The 19,065-nt window shown below is 65.6% G+C and carries 16 protein-coding genes and 1 pseudogene; 4 read left to right on the top strand and 13 right to left on the bottom strand.

What is annotated here, in order from left to right:
- Positions 1 to 8 precede the first annotated feature (8 nt).
- Positions 9 to 1,640 (top strand): PepSY-associated TM helix domain-containing protein, encoded by a 1,632-nt coding sequence (locus ACIGJC_RS06625; protein ID WP_483711213.1) that lies wholly within the window; start codon positions 9 to 11, stop codon positions 1,638 to 1,640.
- Positions 1,641 to 1,772: 132 nt separating this feature from the next.
- Positions 1,773 to 2,009, top strand: a complete 237-nt coding sequence (locus tag ACIGJC_RS06620; protein WP_483711212.1) for a DUF2789 domain-containing protein — start codon at positions 1,773 to 1,775, stop codon at positions 2,007 to 2,009.
- A 14-nt stretch (positions 2,010 to 2,023) separates the two neighbouring features.
- Here ACIGJC_RS06620 and ACIGJC_RS06615 read toward each other — a convergent pair whose 3' ends face one another.
- The 9 genes from ACIGJC_RS06615 to phaC form a co-directional block, all read right to left on the bottom strand.
- Positions 2,024 to 3,253 carry a cystathionine beta-lyase gene (locus tag ACIGJC_RS06615; RefSeq protein ID WP_483711211.1) on the bottom strand — a complete coding sequence of 410 codons (1,230 nt, stop codon included), beginning with the start codon at positions 3,251 to 3,253 and terminating at the stop codon, positions 2,024 to 2,026.
- Positions 3,254 to 3,368: 115 nt separating this feature from the next.
- Positions 3,369 to 3,983: a hypothetical protein gene (locus ACIGJC_RS06610; RefSeq protein WP_483711210.1), complete on the bottom strand. Its 615-nt coding sequence runs from the start codon at positions 3,981 to 3,983 to the stop codon at positions 3,369 to 3,371.
- A gap of 24 nt (positions 3,984 to 4,007) precedes the next feature.
- Complete coding sequence (bktB, locus tag ACIGJC_RS06605; protein ID WP_483711209.1) at positions 4,008 to 5,192, bottom strand: beta-ketothiolase BktB; 1,185 nt, start codon at positions 5,190 to 5,192, stop codon at positions 4,008 to 4,010.
- 103 nt (positions 5,193 to 5,295) lie between these two features.
- Complete coding sequence (gene rimO, locus ACIGJC_RS06600; RefSeq protein WP_483711208.1) at positions 5,296 to 6,657, bottom strand: 30S ribosomal protein S12 methylthiotransferase RimO; 1,362 nt, start codon at positions 6,655 to 6,657, stop codon at positions 5,296 to 5,298.
- A gap of 146 nt (positions 6,658 to 6,803) precedes the next feature.
- Positions 6,804 to 7,814, bottom strand: coding sequence for a tRNA dihydrouridine synthase (locus tag ACIGJC_RS06595; protein WP_483711207.1), 1,011 nt, complete (start codon positions 7,812 to 7,814; stop codon positions 6,804 to 6,806).
- A gap of 223 nt (positions 7,815 to 8,037) precedes the next feature.
- Complete coding sequence (gene phaR, locus ACIGJC_RS06590) at positions 8,038 to 8,589, bottom strand: polyhydroxyalkanoate synthesis repressor PhaR (RefSeq protein WP_483711206.1); 552 nt, start codon at positions 8,587 to 8,589, stop codon at positions 8,038 to 8,040.
- Between the two features lie 407 nt (positions 8,590 to 8,996).
- Positions 8,997 to 9,737, bottom strand: a complete 741-nt coding sequence (locus ACIGJC_RS06585) for a 3-ketoacyl-ACP reductase (protein ID WP_483711205.1) — start codon at positions 9,735 to 9,737, stop codon at positions 8,997 to 8,999.
- A gap of 74 nt (positions 9,738 to 9,811) precedes the next feature.
- Positions 9,812 to 10,993, bottom strand: coding sequence for an acetyl-CoA C-acetyltransferase (locus tag ACIGJC_RS06580; RefSeq protein ID WP_483711204.1), 1,182 nt, complete (start codon positions 10,991 to 10,993; stop codon positions 9,812 to 9,814).
- Between the two features lie 69 nt (positions 10,994 to 11,062).
- Positions 11,063 to 12,856, bottom strand: coding sequence for a class I poly(R)-hydroxyalkanoic acid synthase (phaC, locus tag ACIGJC_RS06575; RefSeq protein ID WP_483711203.1), 1,794 nt, complete (start codon positions 12,854 to 12,856; stop codon positions 11,063 to 11,065).
- A gap of 404 nt (positions 12,857 to 13,260) precedes the next feature.
- On the opposite strand from phaC, the gene ACIGJC_RS06570 reads away from it, so the two are divergent.
- Complete coding sequence (locus ACIGJC_RS06570) at positions 13,261 to 13,494, top strand: hypothetical protein (RefSeq protein WP_483711202.1); 234 nt, start codon at positions 13,261 to 13,263, stop codon at positions 13,492 to 13,494.
- Between the two features lie 22 nt (positions 13,495 to 13,516).
- Here the strand turns inward: ACIGJC_RS06570 and pgeF are convergent.
- Together pgeF and ACIGJC_RS06560 are read right to left on the bottom strand one after the other, a co-directional pair.
- Positions 13,517 to 14,308: pseudogene (gene pgeF / locus ACIGJC_RS06565) on the bottom strand (peptidoglycan editing factor PgeF); the annotation flags it as partial.
- Positions 14,298 to 15,512: an RluA family pseudouridine synthase gene (locus tag ACIGJC_RS06560; protein ID WP_483711201.1), complete on the bottom strand. Its 1,215-nt coding sequence runs from the start codon at positions 15,510 to 15,512 to the stop codon at positions 14,298 to 14,300. The gene ACIGJC_RS06560 and the pseudogene pgeF, both read right to left, overlap by 11 nt.
- A gap of 16 nt (positions 15,513 to 15,528) precedes the next feature.
- Between ACIGJC_RS06560 and ACIGJC_RS06555 the strand changes: the two genes are divergently transcribed.
- Positions 15,529 to 16,359 (top strand): outer membrane protein assembly factor BamD, encoded by an 831-nt coding sequence (locus ACIGJC_RS06555; protein ID WP_211948054.1) that lies wholly within the window; start codon positions 15,529 to 15,531, stop codon positions 16,357 to 16,359.
- 104 nt (positions 16,360 to 16,463) lie between these two features.
- On the opposite strand, the gene yoaA is transcribed toward ACIGJC_RS06555, so the two are convergent.
- Complete coding sequence (yoaA, locus tag ACIGJC_RS06550) at positions 16,464 to 18,758, bottom strand: DNA repair helicase YoaA (RefSeq protein WP_483711478.1); 2,295 nt, start codon at positions 18,756 to 18,758, stop codon at positions 16,464 to 16,466.
- A gap of 68 nt (positions 18,759 to 18,826) precedes the next feature.
- On the bottom strand, positions 18,827 to 19,030 hold the full coding sequence (locus ACIGJC_RS06545) for a DUF465 domain-containing protein (RefSeq protein ID WP_483711200.1): 204 nt from the start codon (positions 19,028 to 19,030) through the stop codon (positions 18,827 to 18,829).
- Positions 19,031 to 19,065 lie beyond the last annotated feature (35 nt).

Raw genomic sequence — 19,065 nt, 5'->3', positions numbered from 1 at the left:
GTCCGCCCATGAAGCCCACCACACTCCGGCTGTACCAGACACTTCACACCTGGGTCGGCCTCATGGCTGGCTGGGCGCTGTTCATCGCCTTCTTTGCCGGCGCCGTGACGGTGTTCCACCACGAACTTCACGTCTGGCAGTCTCCGGACCGGCTCAAGGGCAACACGCAGGCAGAGACAGCCGCCGATCCCGCCGCCGTGGACCACTTCATGCAGAAGCTGGTCGCGCTCTATCCTGAAGCCGCCGCCAGCGCCTACGTCTACATGCCAGCAGCGGGCGAGCCGCATATCAGCGCGTATTGGCAGGACAAGGCGGGAGCGTGGCAGATGACCACCGACGAACGCCTGGCCGGCGACCGCGCCATGCAGCAGGACACCTCGCGCGACCAGGTGATCGGCGAGTTGTCTTCGTTCCTGAACAGCCTGCACTACTCGCTCGGCATTCCGGAAGTCGGCATCTATTTCATGGGCGCGATTTCGGTGCTGTACGGACTGGCGCTGGTTTCCGGCGTGCTCCTGCACCTGCCTCGGCTGAAGAAAGACCTGTTTGCCGTGCGGCCGGGGCGCAACCTCAAGCGCTTCTGGATGGATGCGCACAACGTGATCGGCCTGTTCAGCCTGCCGTTTCACCTGATGATTGCGATCACCGGGGCGCTATTCTGCCTGTCTCTGGTCCTGTTCATGGTCTTCAACACACTGACTTTCGACGGCAAGCTGTTCCCCGTGGTCCCGCGAGTGACCACCGCCGTGCCTGAAGTCACGGCCGCCGGCCGTCCAGCGCCCACGCTGCCGGCGTCAGAGCTGATCCGCATTGCACGGGAAGCGGCGGACGAGCGATTTACCGCCGAGTCCTTCCGCTACCAGCGCTACGGCGACGCCAATGCCGTCGTGGAAGTGCGTGGCAGCAGCACCCGCGCGCTGGGCAACCTGGGCTCCGTTGGCATCCATGCGGCCGCCGGCGAAGCCGATACCGGCACGCTGATCGCGAACCAGACCGCCGGCGGCCGAGATGGCAACCATGGCCTCTACAGCGCGCTGTTCGCCCTCCATTTCGGCACCTATGGCGAACTGCCGCTACGGATCGGCTACGTGCTGGCGGGGCTGGCGGGCGCGTTCCTGTTTTACTCTGGCAACCTGCTGTGGATCGAATCGCGCCGCAAGAGCCGCCAGGCGGAGCAGCCGCGTGTGCACCGGCTGCTCGCGCAAGCCACGGTGGGCGTCTGCATCGGGTGCTGCATCGGCGTGGCCCTGTGCTTTCCGGCGGCGCTGCTCTGGCCCGGCCGCTCAGTCAGCTATGCATACTTCCCGGTCTTCCTTGCCGCCTGCGCATGGGCGCTGCTGCGCCCTCCCGTACGGGCGGCGATCGAGTTGCTGTATACGGCAGCGCTTGCCGCGCTGACCATCCCGCTCGCCAACGCCATCCTGACTGGCGACCACCTGCTGCGCTCGATACCGAGCGGACACTGGATCATCGCCGGCTTCGATATCGGCGCGCTGGCGCTGGCGGCCGGATTTGTGGCGATGGCACGCGCGACGCAGCGGCGTGCGCACAACGGTCCTGCAGAGTCGGTCTGGGCCGCGCGCCGCCCACGGCGTGCCACACACGGTGCGCGCGAGGGCGACGTCGAACTATCGCTTTAATGTGGTTCGCACAGCATGCAAAACGGACGCCGCGGCGTCCGTTTTTTTCTTGTGCGCATTGGCCGCCATTCAGGCGCCCGCGTGCCCTACACTAGCTTTGAGTGACAAACCCGGAAGCGGAGCCCCCTCATCATGCAAAGCGCCTTTCATCGTTTTTCCGAGCTGTTCGCCCAGTTGGGATTACCGAGCGATCCGCCCAGCATTGCCGAGTTCATCGAGACGCACGGGAAGCTGCCTGGCAACGTTGAACTGGCCGACGCGCCGTTCTGGACCCCAGCGCAGGCCGCCATGCTGCGCAACGAGATCGCGGACGATGCCGACTGGGCCGAAGTGGTCGACCGGCTCGACGTGGCATTGCGCGCGAGCTAGCCGGTCGGCACCGGTCAGCCGCCGAGTTGCTGCTCCAGCGCCTGGCGCAGGTCCGCGATGAGGTCACGCGTGTCTTCAAGGCCGATATAGAGGCGCACCAGTTCACCGGCATGCTGCCACCCCGCCGGCGGCCAGCTTCCCGCGGGGCGCATGGTCGGCACGTGGTAAGGCACGGCCAGGCTGTGCGCGCCGCCCCACGACCAGCCGATCGCGAACAGCCGCAGCGCTTCGACGAAGGCATCAACCTGCTCGCGCGTGTACTTGTCGTGCAGGATGATCGCGAACAGGCCGCTGGCACCGCTGAAATCGCGCCGCCAATTGGCGTGGCCCGGGCAGTCCGGCAGCGCGGGATGCAGCACGCGCACGACCTCAGGCCGCTGGTGCAGCCACTCGGCCACCTCGCGTGCGCCACGGTCGTGCGCGGCCAGCCGCACCGGCAGGCTCGGCAGCGAACGCAGTACCAGATGGCAGTCGTCGGCGGAAACGCCCCAGCCCATCAGCATGCGCGTGCGCTTCAGACGGGCTTGCAAGTCGTCGTCCCGCGTCAGCACGGCGCCCATCAGGACGTCGCTGCCGCCGGACTGGTACTTGGTCAGAGCCTGCACGGAGATATCGATCCCCATGTCGAACGGCCGGAAGTAGAGGCCGGCTGACCACGTATTGTCGATGGCCGTCAGCACGCCGCGGGCCTTGGCCGCGGCGACGATCGCCTGGCTGTCCGGGACCTCCATGGTCACCGAGCCCGGCGACTCCATCCAGATCAGCCGCGTATTGGGCCGGATCAGGCTGGCGATGCCGCTGCCGATCATCGGGTCGTAGTAGCGCACCGCCACCCCGAAATCGCGGGCCAGCCATTCGCCGTGATCGCGGTTCGGACCGTAGACGTTGTCCGGCACCAGCACGTCATCGCCGCTCTTGAGCAGCGCGAAGTAGACCAGCGAGATCGCGGCCAGGCCGGACGGCAGCAGCAGCGTATGGCTGGCGCCTTCGAGCAAGGCCAGATGCTGGCACAGAGCTTCGCTGGTAGGCGTGGCATGCAGGCCGTAGCGCCAGTACGTGGTACTGCGGTCGCCGTATGAGCGAAGCTCGGCCAGGTTCTGGAAGACCACGGTCGAACCGCGGTGCGTGGCGGGAGAAAACGAATCGAACCCCGGTGCGATATCCAGTTCGGGCTGGACCGCAACAGTCTGGATGAAATGGGAGGCAGGGCTCGACGCGGGCTTGTCGGAAGTAGGATCGGACACGGCGGATTCCTTGATGGCTGACATGCGGCACCGCATTGCACGGTGGGCATGAAACGGACGTGACAACCGTTCGAGCTTACCAGCAAATGCCGGTAGCGCCACCGGGAAGCCGGACTCAGCGACCGTGGACCGTCGATTTGGGCGGCGCAGGCGCGTAGGTGACTGCGCTACCGGGTGTCTCAGAAGGGGGAATCACCAGCACGCTTCCGAACGGGCGGATGAAGAAGGGAAGCACAACAGCCGGGTTGAAGGCATCGGTCCAGATGCCGCGCACGGCGCCGCTCGCGTCGATGGTGCCTTCCCAGTTGCCGGAGACACGCGTGCCGTCGTCGGACTCTTCCATCAGGAAGCTGCCGTCCTCCCACTCGCCAGCCAGCAGGCGCACGCCGGGCACGCCGTTGGTGGTGTATTCGCCGCGCAGGCTGTCGCGCTCGTCCGGCTTGGGACCGATGCGCAGGCGCACCGGCTTGTCGCCGACCTTGCCGACGTAGACGGGCAGCCTGGCGTATTCCGGGCGCGGCGCGAGCGGTGCCATCGCTGCGCCGACGGAAAGCGCCGCGCCACGGCGCGCCTCGCCTTCGCGGATGGCCTGGCTCAGGCCCAGGTCCCCTGCACTGGCTTGCGGGCCGCTCGACAACACCCTGTCATCCGCGGCCCGCGCCAGCCCCGCCCCCGCCCCCGCAAGCGCCAGCGCGCCAGCCAGGCCGGCCAGCGAAAGGCGCTGAAACATGGGGCGATGCGGCATCGGCAAGACTCAGACGCGCTCGAAGATCGCGGCAATACCCTGGCCGCCGCCGATGCACATCGTCACCAGCGCATAGCGGCCTTGCACGCGCTGCAGCTCGTACAGTGCCTTGACCGTGATCAGTGCCCCGGTGGCGCCGATCGGGTGGCCGAGCGAAATGCCGGAGCCGTTCGGATTGACCTTGGCCGGGTCCAGGCCCAGCGCCTTGGTCACCGCGCAGGCTTGCGCGGCAAACGCTTCGTTGGCTTCGATCACGTCCAGGTCGGACACCGACAGGCCGGCGCGCTCCAGCGCGATCTTCGTGGCCGGCACGGGGCCGATGCCCATGGTCTTCGGATCCACGCCGGCGTGGCCGTAGGACACCAGGCGGGCCAGCGGCTTCAGGCCGCGGCGCTCGGCCTCGGCACGCTCCATCAGCACCACCGCGGCGGCGGCATCGTTCAGGCCCGAGGCGTTGCCCGCGGTCACCGTGCCATTTTCCTTGACGAAGACCGGCTTGAGCTTGGTCATGTCGTCGATGGTGGCGTCATGGCGCACGTGCTCGTCCGTGTCGAAGCTCACTTCGCCCTTGCGGCTCTTGAGCGTCACCGGAACGATCTGGTCCTTGAAATAGCCGGCCTTGATGGCGGCCGAGGCGCGGCGGTGCGACTCCAGCGCGGCCTCGTCCTGCTGGCTGCGGCTGATGTCGTATTCCTTGGCCACGTTTTCCGCCGTGACACCCATGTGGATGCGATGGAACGGGTCGTGCAGCGCGCCCAGCATCATGTCGACCATGGTGGCATCACCCATGCGCGAGCCCCAGCGGGCGGCAGGCGCCAGGTACGGCGCGCGGCTCATGCTTTCGGCACCGCCACCGATGGCAATGTCGGCATCGCCGAGCAGGATGGTCTGCGCGGCGCTGACAATCGCCTGCAGGCCCGAGCCGCACAGGCGGTTCACGGTCAGCGCGGGCGCATTGGTCGTTACGCCGCCGTTGACGGCCGCCACACGGCCCAGGTACATGTCGCGCGGCTCGGTCTGAATCACATTGCCGAACACGACGTGGCCAACGTCATCGCCGGACACTTTGGCGCGCGAAAGCGCTTCACGCACCACGAGCGCACCCATATCGACCGGTGCCATGTCCTTCAGGCTGCCTCCAAACGTCCCGATTGCCGTACGTACGCCACTTACCACTACGACTTCACGCGTCATGTCTCGTCTCCATGAGGTTATGTTGCGGTGCACAGTATAGCGGCATCGCGGGGAAATCGAACGAACGTACTTTTACTTAAAGGTATGAGCAGTAAACGCCGCTTTATTGGGCTTCACCCCACAGGTCGTGTCCATCGGCGCCCGTGATCGTCACCTGGACGAAGTCGCCGGCCCGATAGCGCTGCGATACCTTCTCCGGCGGCGCGATATAGACCAGGCCGTCGATCTCCGGGGCGTCGGCAGAAGAGCGGCCGATGCCGCCCTCCTGGTTCACTTCGTCCACCAGCACGCGCAGGGTCTGGCCGACCTTGCGCTGCAGCCGGCGTGCCGAGACTTCCTCGGCGACTTCCATAAAGCGGGCGCGGCGTTCCTCGCGCACTTCGTCGGGCAGCGCGCCAGGCAGGTCATTGGCGGTCGCGCCCTCCACCGGCGAATAGGCGAAGCAGCCCACGCGGTCCAGTTCGGCCTCGGCGATGAAATCCAGCAGCGTCTGGAACTCGGCCTCGGTCTCGCCCGGGAAGCCGGCGATAAAGGTGCTGCGGATGGTCAGGTCCGGGCACACCTCGCGCCAGGCGCGGATGCGGTCCAGGGTTTTCTCGGCGTTGGCCGGGCGCTTCATGCGCTTGAGCACATCCGGATGGGCGTGCTGCAGCGGCACGTCCAGGTACGGCAGCACGTGGCCACCGTTCATCAGCGGGATGATCTCGTCGACGTGCGGGTACGGATAAACGTAGTGCAGGCGCACCCAGGCACCGTACTTGGCCGCCAGCTCGCCCAGTGCGGCCACCAGTTCGGTCATCCGCGTCTTGAGCGGGCGGCCATCCCAGAAGCCGGTACGGTATTTCACGTCCACGCCGTAGGCGCTCGTGTCCTGCGAGATCACCAGCAGTTCCTTGACGCCGGACTTGAACAGGTTCTCGGCTTCCAGCATGACCTCGGCCACCGGGCGCGACACGAGATCGCCGCGCATCGACGGGATGATGCAGAACGAGCAGCGGTGGTTGCAGCCCTCAGAAATCTTCAGGTAGGCGTAGTGCTTCGGTGTGAGCTTGATGCCTGCAGCCGGCACCAGGTCCTTGAACGGGTCATGCGGCTTGGGCAGGTGCGTGTGCACCGCCTGCATGACCTCGCCCAGCGCATGCGGACCGGTCACGGCCAGCACCTTCGGATGGACCGACGACACAATGTCTTGCCCCGCCGCATCCTTCTTGGCCCCCAGGCAGCCGGTCACGATGACCTTGCCATTCTCGTTCAGCGCCTCGCCGATGGCGTCCAGGCTTTCCTGCACGGCTTCGTCGATAAAGCCGCAGGTGTTGACCACGACCAGGTCGGCGCCGTCATAGGTGCCACTGATCGCGTAACCCTCGGCGCGCAGTTGGGTGATGATCTGCTCGGAGTCGACCAAAGCCTTGGGACAGCCAAGCGAAACGAAACCCACGCGCGGACTTTGGTCTTTCTGGGTCATTGATTCTGAAGGATTTTTCACGGGGAATGCGAATAGAGGACAGGCGGGGCGCAGTATATCGGGTAATCTCGACCGAGGCCGGACACGACCGCAAGGCGCCGTACGGAACCTTGTATTTTAACCGTTCGCGAGGTTTACCCGGCGTCTCAGACCAGACATGGCCTGGCGGCCGAACCATCGCCTGATTCTGGGATTTGTCCGGACGTGACGTCCGGAAAACTTTGCAGCACTTGCGCGATGTGCGCCGAGTCATGGATCCGGCGGATCGCCGCGTGCAGCGCCGCGGCCTGGGGCCAGGTCCGCTTGAGATAGCTCAGCCACAACTTCACCCGGCCATGCTCGTTGCCGGCGTCGATCCGGTCGTGCAGTTTCCGCAGATACGCTGCAATCTGATGCTGCACCAGCGGCCACTCCTCGTCGGACGGCGTGCTATCCATGAGCCCCCTGATACGCAGGGCCAGGAACGGGTCCGATACCGCGCCGCGCCCGATCATCACATCGGCGCAACCGCTGACCGCGCGGCAACGCTCCCAATCGGCCACGGACCAGACTTCGCCGTTGGCAATGACCGGAATGTCGATGGTGTCGGCGATGCGGGCGATCCATTCCCAGTGCGCCGGCGGCCGGTAGCCGTGGTCGCGCGTCCGGGCATGCACCACCAGCGACGCGGCCCCACCCTCTGCCAGCGCCGTGGCGCAATCAAGCGCCAATGCGGTATCCGAGACGCCAAGCCGCATCTTGGCAGTCACCCGGATATGTGGCGGGACCGCCTCGCGCACCGCGGAAACGATGCGATGCAGCTGCTCGGGATGCGCCAGCAGCATCGCACCGCCACCGTGCCGGTTGACGACTTTTGCCGGGCAACCGAAGTTCAGGTCAACACCATGGGGAGACATGGTCGCGGCATGGGCCGCATTACGCGCCATCCATGCGGGATCGCTACCAAGCAGCTGGATCACCATCGGCGTGCCAGCCGTGGTGCATCCGCCCTGCAGGATTTCCGGGGTGTCGCGTTCGTAGACACGCCCGGGGAGCAGCGATCCCGTCACCCGGACGAACTCGGAGACGCACCCATCATAGCCGCCCAGTCCGGTCAGGACATCGCGCAGCACATAATCGGCGAGCCCCTCCATCGGGGCAAGGAAAAGCCGGCTCATGGGTCAGGCCGGAGCCAGCAGGGATACGCCGGATTCAAGCGGCGTCACTTCGGAACGGTGGAAGCTGGAAGACATCGGGATATCGCGCTGCAAGGCGAATCCGCAAAATGAGCCGCCAGTTCAGGAGGGGAGCATTTTACCTGTTTGGGCACCGCCCCGCAGAACATCCGGAACAGCGCCAGGAGGCAAGGCAGCGAACCGGGCTGCCCGCCGCCGGTACTTCCTACTTCTTTTCGGGCTGATTGAACGGGAACGTCCCGAACATATTCTTCGCCTGGCTCTGCATCTGCTCCTGCATCTGCACGAACAGGTTCTTGCTCTGCTCGATGTAGTTGCTCATCATGCCCTGCATCATCGGTCCCTGCATGTTCATGAACTGGGACCACATGTCGGGGCTGAAGGCCTCGCCGGAATAGAGGCCCTTGGAGTTCTCGGCCAGCTTGTTCTGGATGTCGATGAAGGCCTGGATGTTCTTTTCCAGGTAGGTCCCCATCATGCCCTGCATGGCGTGGCCATAGAAGCGGATGATCTGCGACAGCATGGCGCTGGAGAACATCGGCACGCCACCGGTTTCTTCTTCCAGGATGATCTGCAGCAGGATGCTGCGCGTCAGCTCGTCACCGGACTTGGCGTCCACGACCTTGAAGTCCTCTGACTCCATGACGAGCTGCTTCACGTCGGCCAGGGTGATGTAGGTGCTGGTCTGAGTGTCGTAGAGCCTGCGATTGGGATATTTCTTGATCAGTCGCTCTGCGCCTTTTTTGCTCGTGGCCATCGGTGCTCTGTCCTCTTGTCGTCGCTGATGGGCGCTGCTGCACCGCATGCGGTGCAGTGCGCAAACCGGGAGTGCCGGGCCATCGGGAAGATCGTGAAAAGTTTCTATGTGCGCACTCGCGGATTCGTCGCGGATTCGTCGCGGGTCATCGCGAATTCAGCCGCCAGTGGCTCGTTGCCTTCGCCCCCGCGAAGGCCGCACGTTGCACGACATTGGTGCCAGCCGTGCTGCTGCCTTGATTCTATGCCCAACAAAGCACTAAGAAAAGCCGGGTAGCTTAAGGAAAACCCGCACGCACAAAGGAATTGCGGGCCCCGAAGGGCCCGCAATTCGTGTTTGACAACGCCTTGTGCGCTGCGCTGGCTGCACCGCAAAAACGGTGCGTTCGCGCAGTATGCAGAGCGCGATCAGCCCATATGCAAACCGCCGTTCAGCGAGAAGTCGGCGCCCGTCGAGAAGCCCGATTCCTCCGACGACAGCCACGCACAGATGGACGCGATTTCCGACGGCTCGCCCAGGCGCTTGACCGGGATGGTGCCGACGATCTTGTCCAGCACGTCCTGGCGGATCGACTTGACCATGTCGGTAGCGATATAGCCCGGCGAAACGGTATTCACCGTCACGCCCTTGGTCGCGACTTCCTGCGCCAGCGCCATGGTGAAGCCGTGCAGGCCAGCCTTGGCAGTGGAATAGTTGGTCTGGCCGAACTGACCCTTCTGCCCGTTCACCGACGAGATATTGACGATGCGACCAAAACCGCGGTCGACCATGCCGTCGATGACCTGCTTGGTCACGTTGAACAGCGACGTCAGGTTGGTGTCGATCACCGCGTCCCAGTCGGCACGGGTCATCTTGCGGAACACCACGTCACGGGTGATACCCGCGTTGTTGATCAGCACATCGACCTCGCCGACTTCGGCCTTCACCTTGTCGAAAGCAGCCTTGGTCGAATCCCAGTCGGCCACGTTGCCTTCGGAGGCAACGAAGTCGAAGCCGAGCGCCTTCTGCTGTTCGAGCCACCGTTCGCGACGCGGTGAATTGGGGCCGCAACCGGCCACCACGCGGAAGCCGTCCTTGGCGAGACGTTGGCAGATAGCGGTCCCGATGCCGCCCATACCGCCGGTCACATATGCAATGCGCTGAGTCATGTCCACTCCTTGATTGGCTCTTCGTTATCTTCGCCCTGGCCGCGCGAACCGCCGCGCGCCCAGGGCACACCCCATTACTTGCGTTCGACGGCCAGCGCCACGCCCATGCCGCCGCCGATGCACAGCGAGGCCAGGCCCTTCTTCGCGTCGCGACGCTTCATCTCGTGCAGCAGCGTCACCAGGATACGGCAGCCCGATGCGCCGATCGGGTGGCCGATCGCAATGGCGCCGCCATTCACGTTGATCTTGGACGTGTCCCAGCCCATCTGCTGGTGAACGGCCAACGCCTGCGCGGCAAAGGCCTCGTTGATTTCCATCAGGTCCAGGTCTTGCACGCCCCAGCCCGCGCGCGACAGCGCACGCTTGGACGCCGGCACCGGGCCCATGCCCATGACCTTCGGGTCCACACCGGCATTGGCGTACGCCTTGATTGTGGCCAGCGGCGTCAGGCCCAGTTCCTTGGCCTTGGCGGCCGACATTACCACCACTGCGGCCGCACCGTCGTTAAGGCCGGAAGCATTGGCGGCGGTCACCGTGCCAGCCTTGTCAAAGGCGGGCTTCAGGCCGGCCATGCTGTCCAGCGTAGCGCCCTGGCGGACGTACTCATCCTTGTCGAAGGCAACGGGATCGCCCTTGCGCTGGGGAATCATGACAGGGACGATTTCATCATTGAACTTGCCCGCCTTCTGCGCAGCCTCGGCCTTGTTCTGCGAAGCCACGGCGAATTCATCCTGCGCTTCGCGGGTAATGCCGTATTCCTTGGCCACGTTCTCCGCGGTGACACCCATGTGGTACTGGTTGTACACGTCCCACAGGCCGTCCACGATCATGGTGTCGACCAGCTTGGTGTCGCCCATGCGGAAGCCGTCGCGCGAGCCCGGCAGGACGTGCGGCGCGGCGCTCATGTTTTCCTGGCCACCCGCCACGACGATTTCCGCATCGCCGGCCAGGATCGCGTTGGCGGCGAGCATCACTGCCTTCAGGCCCGATCCGCACACCTTGTTGATGGTCATGGCCGGCACCGACGCCGGCAGGCCCGCCTTGATCGACGCCTGGCGGGCCGGATTCTGGCCCGAACCGGCCGTCAGCACCTGGCCCATGATCACTTCGCTGACCTGTTCGGGCTTTATGCCAGCACGTTCCAGCGCTGCCTTGATAGCGATGGCGCCCAGCTCCGGCGCGGGGATCTTCGCGAGCGAACCGCCAAACTTGCCTACAGCGGTACGGGCGGCGGAAACGATGACGATATCGGTCATTTGCAGTCCTCTCAAAGGGTATCTGGGGTGGTCAGCGGATGATCCCGTTACCGGGACCGTCCGCAAGAGTCATGCCTTGGCTTTGACGTAGCGGCCAGGCGCGGGTTCGATAGCAGGATAGCGCGCATTGCCATAGCCGATCGGCGCGGCACGCTTGGCGCCGGCCTGCTTGCCGAGCCAGTTCATCCAGTCCGGCCACCAGCTGCCGTGATGTTCTTCGGCACCAGCCAGCCATTCTTGCGCTGAAGCCGGCAGGGCCTCATTGGTCCAGTGGCTGCGCTTGTTCTTGGCCGGCGGGTTGATAACGCCGGCAATGTGGCCGGATGCGCCGAGCACGAAGCGCAGCTTGTTCTTGAGCAACGCGGTCGATGAATACGCCGCCACCCACGGCACGATGTGGTCTTCGCGCGAGCCGTAGATATAGGTCGGCACATCGATGGCGCTCAGGTCGACCGGCGCGTCGCAGACGGTCAGCTTGCCCGGCACCTTCAGCTCGTCCTGCAGGTACGTATGGCGCAGGTACCAGCAGTACCACGCGCCCGGCAGGTTGGTGGCGTCGCCGTTCCAGAACAGCAGGTCGAACGGCACCGGCGTCTTGCCCTTCAGGTAGTTGTCGACCACGTAGTTCCAGACCAGGTCGTTCGGGCGCAGGAACGAGAACGTATTGGCCAGTTCCACACCGCGCAACAGGCCGCATGGCGTCCCGGACGCGCCGCCAAGCGTGGCTTCGCGCAGCTTGACGTGAGCTTCGTCGACGAATACGTCAAGGATGCCGGTATCGCTGAAGTCAAGCAGCGTGGTCAGCAGCGTCAGGCTTGCCACCGGTCGTTCGCCGCGCGCCGCCAGCACCGCCAGTGCAGTGGAAATGATGGTCCCGCCCACGCAGAAGCCCAGCGCGTTGATCTGGTCCTGGCCGCTGATATCGCGCGCCACTTCGATCGCGCGGATGGCCGCATGCTCGATGTAGTCGTCCCACGTGCGGTCGGCCATGCTGGCATCGGGATTGCGCCACGACACCAGGAACACCGTATGGCCCTGCTCCACCGCGTACCGCACCAGCGAGCTTTCCGGCTGCAGGTCGAGGATGTAGAACTTGTTGATGCAAGGCGGCACCAGCAGCAGCGGGCGCGCATAGACCTTATCGGTCAGCGGCTTGTATTGCAGCAACTGGAAGAATTCGTTTTCGTAGACGACCGACCCTTCGGTGACCGCTACGTTGCGGCCCACTTCAAACGCGCTCTCGTCGGTCTGCGAAATCTTGCCGCGGCCCAGGTCTTCCAGCATGTTGCGCACGCCGGCCCGCAGCGACTCGCCGCCGGACTCGATCAGCCGGTGCTGCGCATCGGGATTGGTGGCCAGGAAATTGGCGGGCGACATGGCGTCGACCCATTGCGACACGGCGAAGCGGATACGCTGGCGCGTCTTGGGATCCGCCTCGACGGCCTCGGCCATCTCCGTCAGCACGCGCGCATTGAGCAGGTAGAACGCGGCGGTGTACCGATACGGCGCGTTCTTGTGCCAGGCTTCGCTGGCAAAGCGACGGTCGTGCAGCTTGGCGCCGGATTCGGTATCGCCTTCAGCCAGGCCACGCCACAGGTCGGCAAAGTCGCGCATGTAGCGCTGCTGGATTTCCGCGAGCAGGGCCGGGTCGATCTTGACGCCCGCCAGCGGGCTGGCACCGAACGCCTCGAATCCGGGGAAGCCGGAAAAGCCCGGGGGAAGCCCCGTGCCGTTGCCCTGAGGGCCTTGCCACTGACGGGACCACTCCAGCCACGTTGCTGGATCCAATGGCCCCGGCGGAAACTTGAACGGTTGGGACTTGTCTTCCGCTGTGGAAGCTGCCGCACCTTTGCCGGTCGCCATGATGTTAATGTCTCTCTGCCGTCACTATGTCAGACCGGCTCCCGGGACATTGCCCTGGCCGGCACTTATGCATCTGGAGACGCAATCCGGATAGACCTGGTCAATGCACCCGCGACCAGGGCACCCAGGACTTCCACATGCAGCTATCCCTTCGATCTGGATAACGTCCCCTGCCCGGCTTGCACCACACTCCGGCATGGCAGCGCCATGCGGTATGCTTGCCGGCAAAAACAAGGAAACTACGCGGGATTCCGCAACATTCGAGGCCATTGTTGCCTTGCAATGTACGCGCTGTCAATGCGGAAAACTGCGTCGGCCCAAACACCCGGAAAACCTACCTGCCGGTAGGCAGACGCGGGTTCGGGGAGCAGCGCGCAAGCCTATCTGCAAAGGATGAAAGTTTCATGTACATCGTAGCCATCGGATGGCTCTACGTGGCTCTGATGATGGCGATCACCGAGCACAGCATCGTTGCCGGCGTCGCCACGTTCCTGCTCTATGGCGCCGCACCGGTGGCGCTGGTGCTCTACATCATGGGGACGCCCGGCCGGCGGCGGCGCCGCAAGGCGGAGGAAGCGCGCGCCGAACGCGCACGCGAAGAGGAAAGCGCCGGGTCCGGCGAAAGCGGGCCGCAGTAAGCGGCCCGCCACCGGTTGAGCTTGAGAGCCAGACGAGGCTGGCCATGCGGCCCGTCACGCCGTCGCGCCGATAGGAATAGAAGCGCTGCGGGTCGGATACCGTGCAGGCATCGCCACCGTAGACGTCCGTGCAACCCGCACGGGCCAGGCGCGTGCGGGCCAGTGCGTAGATGTCGGCCATGTACTTGCCTTCAGCGCCAGGCCGGAAGGCAGCGTCCACGGCCGCCTGCTCGCCTGCCCGGGCCTGCGCCAGAAAGGCGTCACGCACTTCGGCACCGACTTCGAAGGAGCCGGGTCCGATCGCGGGTCCCAGCCAGGCAAGCCAGCGCGATGAAGATTTGCCGCGCGCGGCCTGCATGCGCGACAGCGTGGCCTCGATCACGCCGCTGCACAGGCCGCGCCATCCCGCGTGCGCGGCACCCACCACGGTCCCCTCGGCATCGCACAACAGCACGGGCAGGCAGTCCGCAGTCATGATCGCGCACACCTCCCCGGGCGCGACCGCCACACTCGCATCGGCGCGCGGAGCCGCCGCGTCCGACTTTGCGAGATGATCCACCGTGGCCACGGCACAGCCATGGACCTGCTCCAGCCACAGCGGCATGGCGGGCAACTGCGCGGCTAGACGCGCACGGTTTTCGGCGACATGCGCGGGATCATCCCCGACATGCGTACCGAGGTTAAGACCGCCCGGTTCACCGCCGTCCCGCCCATACACGCCACGGCTCACGCCGCCCGCCCGCGTGGTGGACAACGCAAGCACCGAGGCGGGCGCGGGCCAGTCCGGCTGGAGCCACGCGGGATCAGTCGTCATCGTCGTCCCCATCGGCCCAAATGATCTCGGGACCGTCTTCCCAATCTTCGTCCCAGTCCTCCTCATCGGCATCGCTTTCGGCTTCACCGGCAGAAAAGTCGAGTGCATCGATCAGGGCCTGGAGGTCTTCCGGCGGCTGCGCGGTCCACTTCACCGCCTTGCCCGTGGCCGGGTGCACCAGACCCAGCTTGAACGCATGCAGCGCCTGCCGCTCGAAAGGCACCGGCAGCTGCACGCGCACGGCCGGCCGCTGGCCGCGTTGCGTGGCGCGAAAGTAGACGGGATCCCCCACGAGCGGATGGCCGATCGATTCGAAATGCACGCGGATCTGGTGCGTGCGCCCGGTTTCGAGCTGGCACCGCACCATCGACACGAAGCTGCGCCCGAGCGGCACCGTCGCCAGCGTGCGGAAATGCGTGCGCGACGGCTTGCCGCTGCTGGTATGGACAATGGCCATGCGCGTGCGCTCGCGCGGATCGCGGCCGATCGGCGCATCGATGGTGCCTTCGTCGTACGTGCGCCCCCACACCAGCGCGAGATACGTGCGCTTGACCGTGCGCGCCTGCAGCTGGCGGACGAGGTCGGTCTGCGCCGTCAGCGTGCGCGCCACGACCATCAGCCCCGTGGTTTCCTTGTCGAGCCGATGCACGATGCCCGCGCGCGGCAAGGCCGCCGCGCCAGGGTAACGGTGCAGCAACCCGTTGAGCACCGTGCCGCTCCAGTTGCCGGCGGCGGGATGCACGACCAGCCCGGCCGGCTTGTTGACGACGAGCAGCGTTTCATCCTCGTACACGATGTCCAGCGGCACGTCTTCCGCGGCGAACGCCTGCGATTCCGGCGCGGCCTGCGGTTGTATCTCGATGCGGCTGCCCATCTGCACCGCGTCGCGCGGCCGGCGCACTTCGCCGTCGACGCGCACGGCGCCGCTTTCGATCCACTGTTGCAGCCGGCTACGCGAGAATTCGCTGAAATGCCGAGCCAGGAGCTTGTCCAGCCGCTCGCCATGTGCGGCACTGTCGACTTCCAGGATCAGCGGTATGGCAAGATCTGCCGCGGGTGCCGGGGGCGCCTCGTCGGCGAAGTCTTCGACCTCATCGTTGTCGGCCAGGGATGCCTGGACGCGCACCTGACCGGGTGACTGTGTTCCCGGGCCGGATTCTGGCTGGGGGCTTGGGCTATAATGCTTGACGCTATTTTTCTTCATCCGGGATACGTTGCCCATGCAATTGCTGAGCATGAAGCGCGCAAATTGGCGCGCGGGATTTGGAGCGATTCTGCTCGCAGGCGGCTGCGTCATGCTGTCGGCATGCGGCCTGCTCGCTGACCAGCCCGACGAGACTGCCGGCTGGTCGGCCAACAAATTATATTCGGAAGCCAAGGACGCCCTGGACGGCGGCGACTACACACGCGCCGTCAAGCTCTACGAAAAGCTCGAGGGCCGCTATCCGTTCGGCCGCTACGCGCAGCAAGCCCAGATCGATACCGCCTACGCCAGCTACAAGGATGGCGAGACGGCGGCGGCACTGGCCGCGGTGGATCGCTTCATCCAGCTGCACCCGAGCCACCCGAACATCGATTACGCCTACTACCTCAAGGGCCTGATCAACTTCAACGACAACCTGGGGTGGCTGGGCCGTTTTTCCGGCCAGGACCTGAGCGAGCGCGACCCGAAGGCGGCCCGCGCGGCCTACGACGCCTTCAATACGCTCGTCACCAAGTACCCGGACAGCAAGTACACGCCTGACGCCACCGCGCGCATGCAGTACATCGTCAACTCGCTGGCCCAGCACGAGGTCCACGCCGCCCGCTACTACTACAAGCGCGGCGCCTACCTCGCCGCGGTCAACCGGGCCCAGCAGTCGCTCAAGGACTACGACGGTGCCCCGGCCAACGAGGAAGCGCTGTACATCATGATCCGCTCGTACGACTCGCTCGGCATGAAGGACCTGCGCGACGATACGGCACGCGTGATGGAACGCAACTTCCCCAACAGCGACTACATCAAGTACGGCGAGCGCCGCAAGGACAAATCGTGGTGGGAAGTGTTCTGAGCGGCGGCGACGCAGCGCACTGACCCTGCGACGCACACAGGAACGGGACAAATCCGCAAGGATTGTCCCGTTTTTTTGTTCGATGACGGCACGGGCGACGCGGCTCAGTCCTGCTGTGCGCCGTCCATGTCCAGGCCCGCGTCCTCGTCGTTGCTTCGGCTGTCGCTCTCGCCCTCTCCCTTCCCCCTGTCCCGCAGGGATTCGAGGAAGCGCACCACGGTCTGTGCCTCGCGCGTTCGCGTGAACGGCGGCAGGCTTTGCCAGATCTGGCGGCCATAGGGCTTCTCGACCAGCCGCGTATCGCAGATGGCCAGCACGCCGCGATCGGATTCCGAGCGGATCAGCCGCCCGGCGCCCTGCTTCAGCGTGATCACCGCATGCGGCAGCTGGTGTACCGCAAACGGGCTCAGGCCCTTCTTCTGCAGCACCTCCATGCGCGCGGCGAGCACCGGGTCATCGGGCGGCGCGAACGGCAGCTTGTCGATAATGACCAGCGACAACGCCTCGCCGCGCACATCCACGCCTTCCCAGAAGCTCTGGCTGCCCACGAGCACGGCATTGCCCAGTTCGCGGAACCGGTCCAGCAGTTCCGTGCGGCTGGCCTGCCCCTGCACCAGCAGCGGCAGTTCGAGTCCGCGCTCGGCAAAGGCATCGTAGAGCAGGTCCGAGGCGCGCTGCACGGCGCGCAGCGTCGTACACAGCAGGAACGTGCGCCCGCCGGCGGCCTCGATCAGCGGCAGCGCCGCCGCCACCACCGCATCGGTGAACTGCGGCGAATTGGGCGGCGGCATGTCCCGCGGGACGTAAAGCAGGCCTTGTTTGCCGTAGTCGAACGGGCTCGGCAAGGTCAGCGAATTGTCCTTGTTGAGCCCCAGTTGCGCGGCATAGTGCGTGAAGTTGCCTTTCACCGACAGCGTCGCCGACGTAAACACCCATGCGCGCGGATGCCCTTCGCGCTGCCGCGTAAAGATCGGCGCGATCGATAGCGGGGTACGGTGCAGCTGGACGGTGTGCGAGAACACCTCGACCCAGCGCACCGTCTCGGGGCCGAACTGCGCCGGCGCGGCCGGCGGCGTTGCAGCGGGCGCCTGCGCGGCTTCGTCCGCCGTGTCCGCCGTGTCCGCCGTGTCCGCCGTGTCCGCCGTGTCCGCCGTGTCCGCCGTGTCCGCCGTGTCCGCCGTGTCCGCCGCTTGCGGGGCGGGTACGGCGAACGCCTTGCCTTCGTCCCGCCACGCTTCCAGCCGCTGCTGCAGCTCGACGGCGCGCCGGTGGCATTGCTGCAGCGTCTCCGCCCGCTCGGCCTGGCTCTCGAGATGCTCGACGAAGATCGACAGCGCCTCTTCGAGCGTATCCAGCGTGTCGAAGAACGGCTCGCCGATACGCCGGTCGGCCTCGATCTGGCCCAGCGCCAGGCGCGCATTCTCCTTGCCGAAAGCCAGGCGCAGGTCGCGCGTGGCGCGCTCAAGCGGCGCCGCGATGGCAACCCAGTCGACCGCATCGCGCGCGTGCGACAGCCCTTCGGCCACCGTGTCGCGGCAGATCTCCAGCAGCTGGCTGGTCGACAGCGTCTCGCCAAAGAACAGCGTGGCCGTGTCGGGAAGCTGGTGCGCCTCGTCGAAGATGATCGTGTTCGCGGCCGGCAGCAGTTCGGCCATGCCGGTGTCGCGCAGCACCACATCGGCAAAGAACAGATGGTGGTTCACCACCACCACGTCGGCCTGCTGGGCTTCCTTGCGGGCCCGCATGACGAAGCAGTCCTTGTAGTTCGGGCACTCCGAACCCAGGCAGTTGTCCCGCGTGGAGGTTACCAGTTGCCACACCGGCGCATTTTCGGGCACTTCGGCCAGTTCAGCCTTGTCGCCCGACGTGGTGGTCTTGGCGAAACGCGCGATGTCGCGCAGCCATGCCGCGTCCTGCTTGGACGCGAGCCGGCCGTTGGCCTGCGCGCGTTCAAGGTGATAGTGGCAGAGATAGTTGGCCCGGCCCTTGAGCAGCGATACCGAGATCGGCACATTCAGCGCGCGCCGCACGGTCGGGATATCGCGCAGGAAAAGCTGGTCCTGCAGGTTCTTGGTGCCGGTCGAAAGCACCACCTTGCCGCCCCACAGCATGGCGGGGACCAGGTAGGCAAAGGTCTTGCCCGTGCCCGTCCCTGCCTCGACGATCACCGTGTCGCTGCGCTCGATGGCTCCTGCCACGGCCTGCGCCATCTGCTGTTGCGCGTGGCGCGGACGATAGCCCGGAATGCCCTGCGCCAGCGTGCCGGTTTCGGCAAAGATCGTGGCCAGTTCGCTGGCGTGGTTGGCGGGGACGGCGGACGCGGGAACCAGGTCGGCCTGCGCTGGCGCGGGGCTTTCGGTGTCTGCGCCCGGCTCTGGCAGGTCGGTCGGATCGGTCAGGATGGTCAAGGCGGGCAAGGCTCAGGAGTTCGCGCCATGTGGCGCTGTCAGTGTCGCGTGCGCTGCGCTCAGGCCGGCACGTCGGGTTCGAGCTGGAGCTGCAGCAGGGTGATGGCGTCCTTCAGCTTGAGACGGCGCTTCTTCAGCCGCCGCAACTGGAGTTCGTCGTGGGTCGGGTCGTCCGCCAGCCGGTCGATCAGGTAGTCCAGGTCGCGGTGCTCGATCTGCAGGTCCATGATCTGCCGTTCGAGGGTGTTCAGGTTATCGTCCATTTGCATTTCCCCGCCGCATCTGCCCAAAACAGGCT

The sequence above is a fragment of the Cupriavidus sp. C3SS-1 genome, from assembly GCF_057073755.1.
The sequence above is the reverse complement of the archived record's forward strand: the minus strand, read 5'-3'. Positions and strand labels throughout refer to the sequence as shown.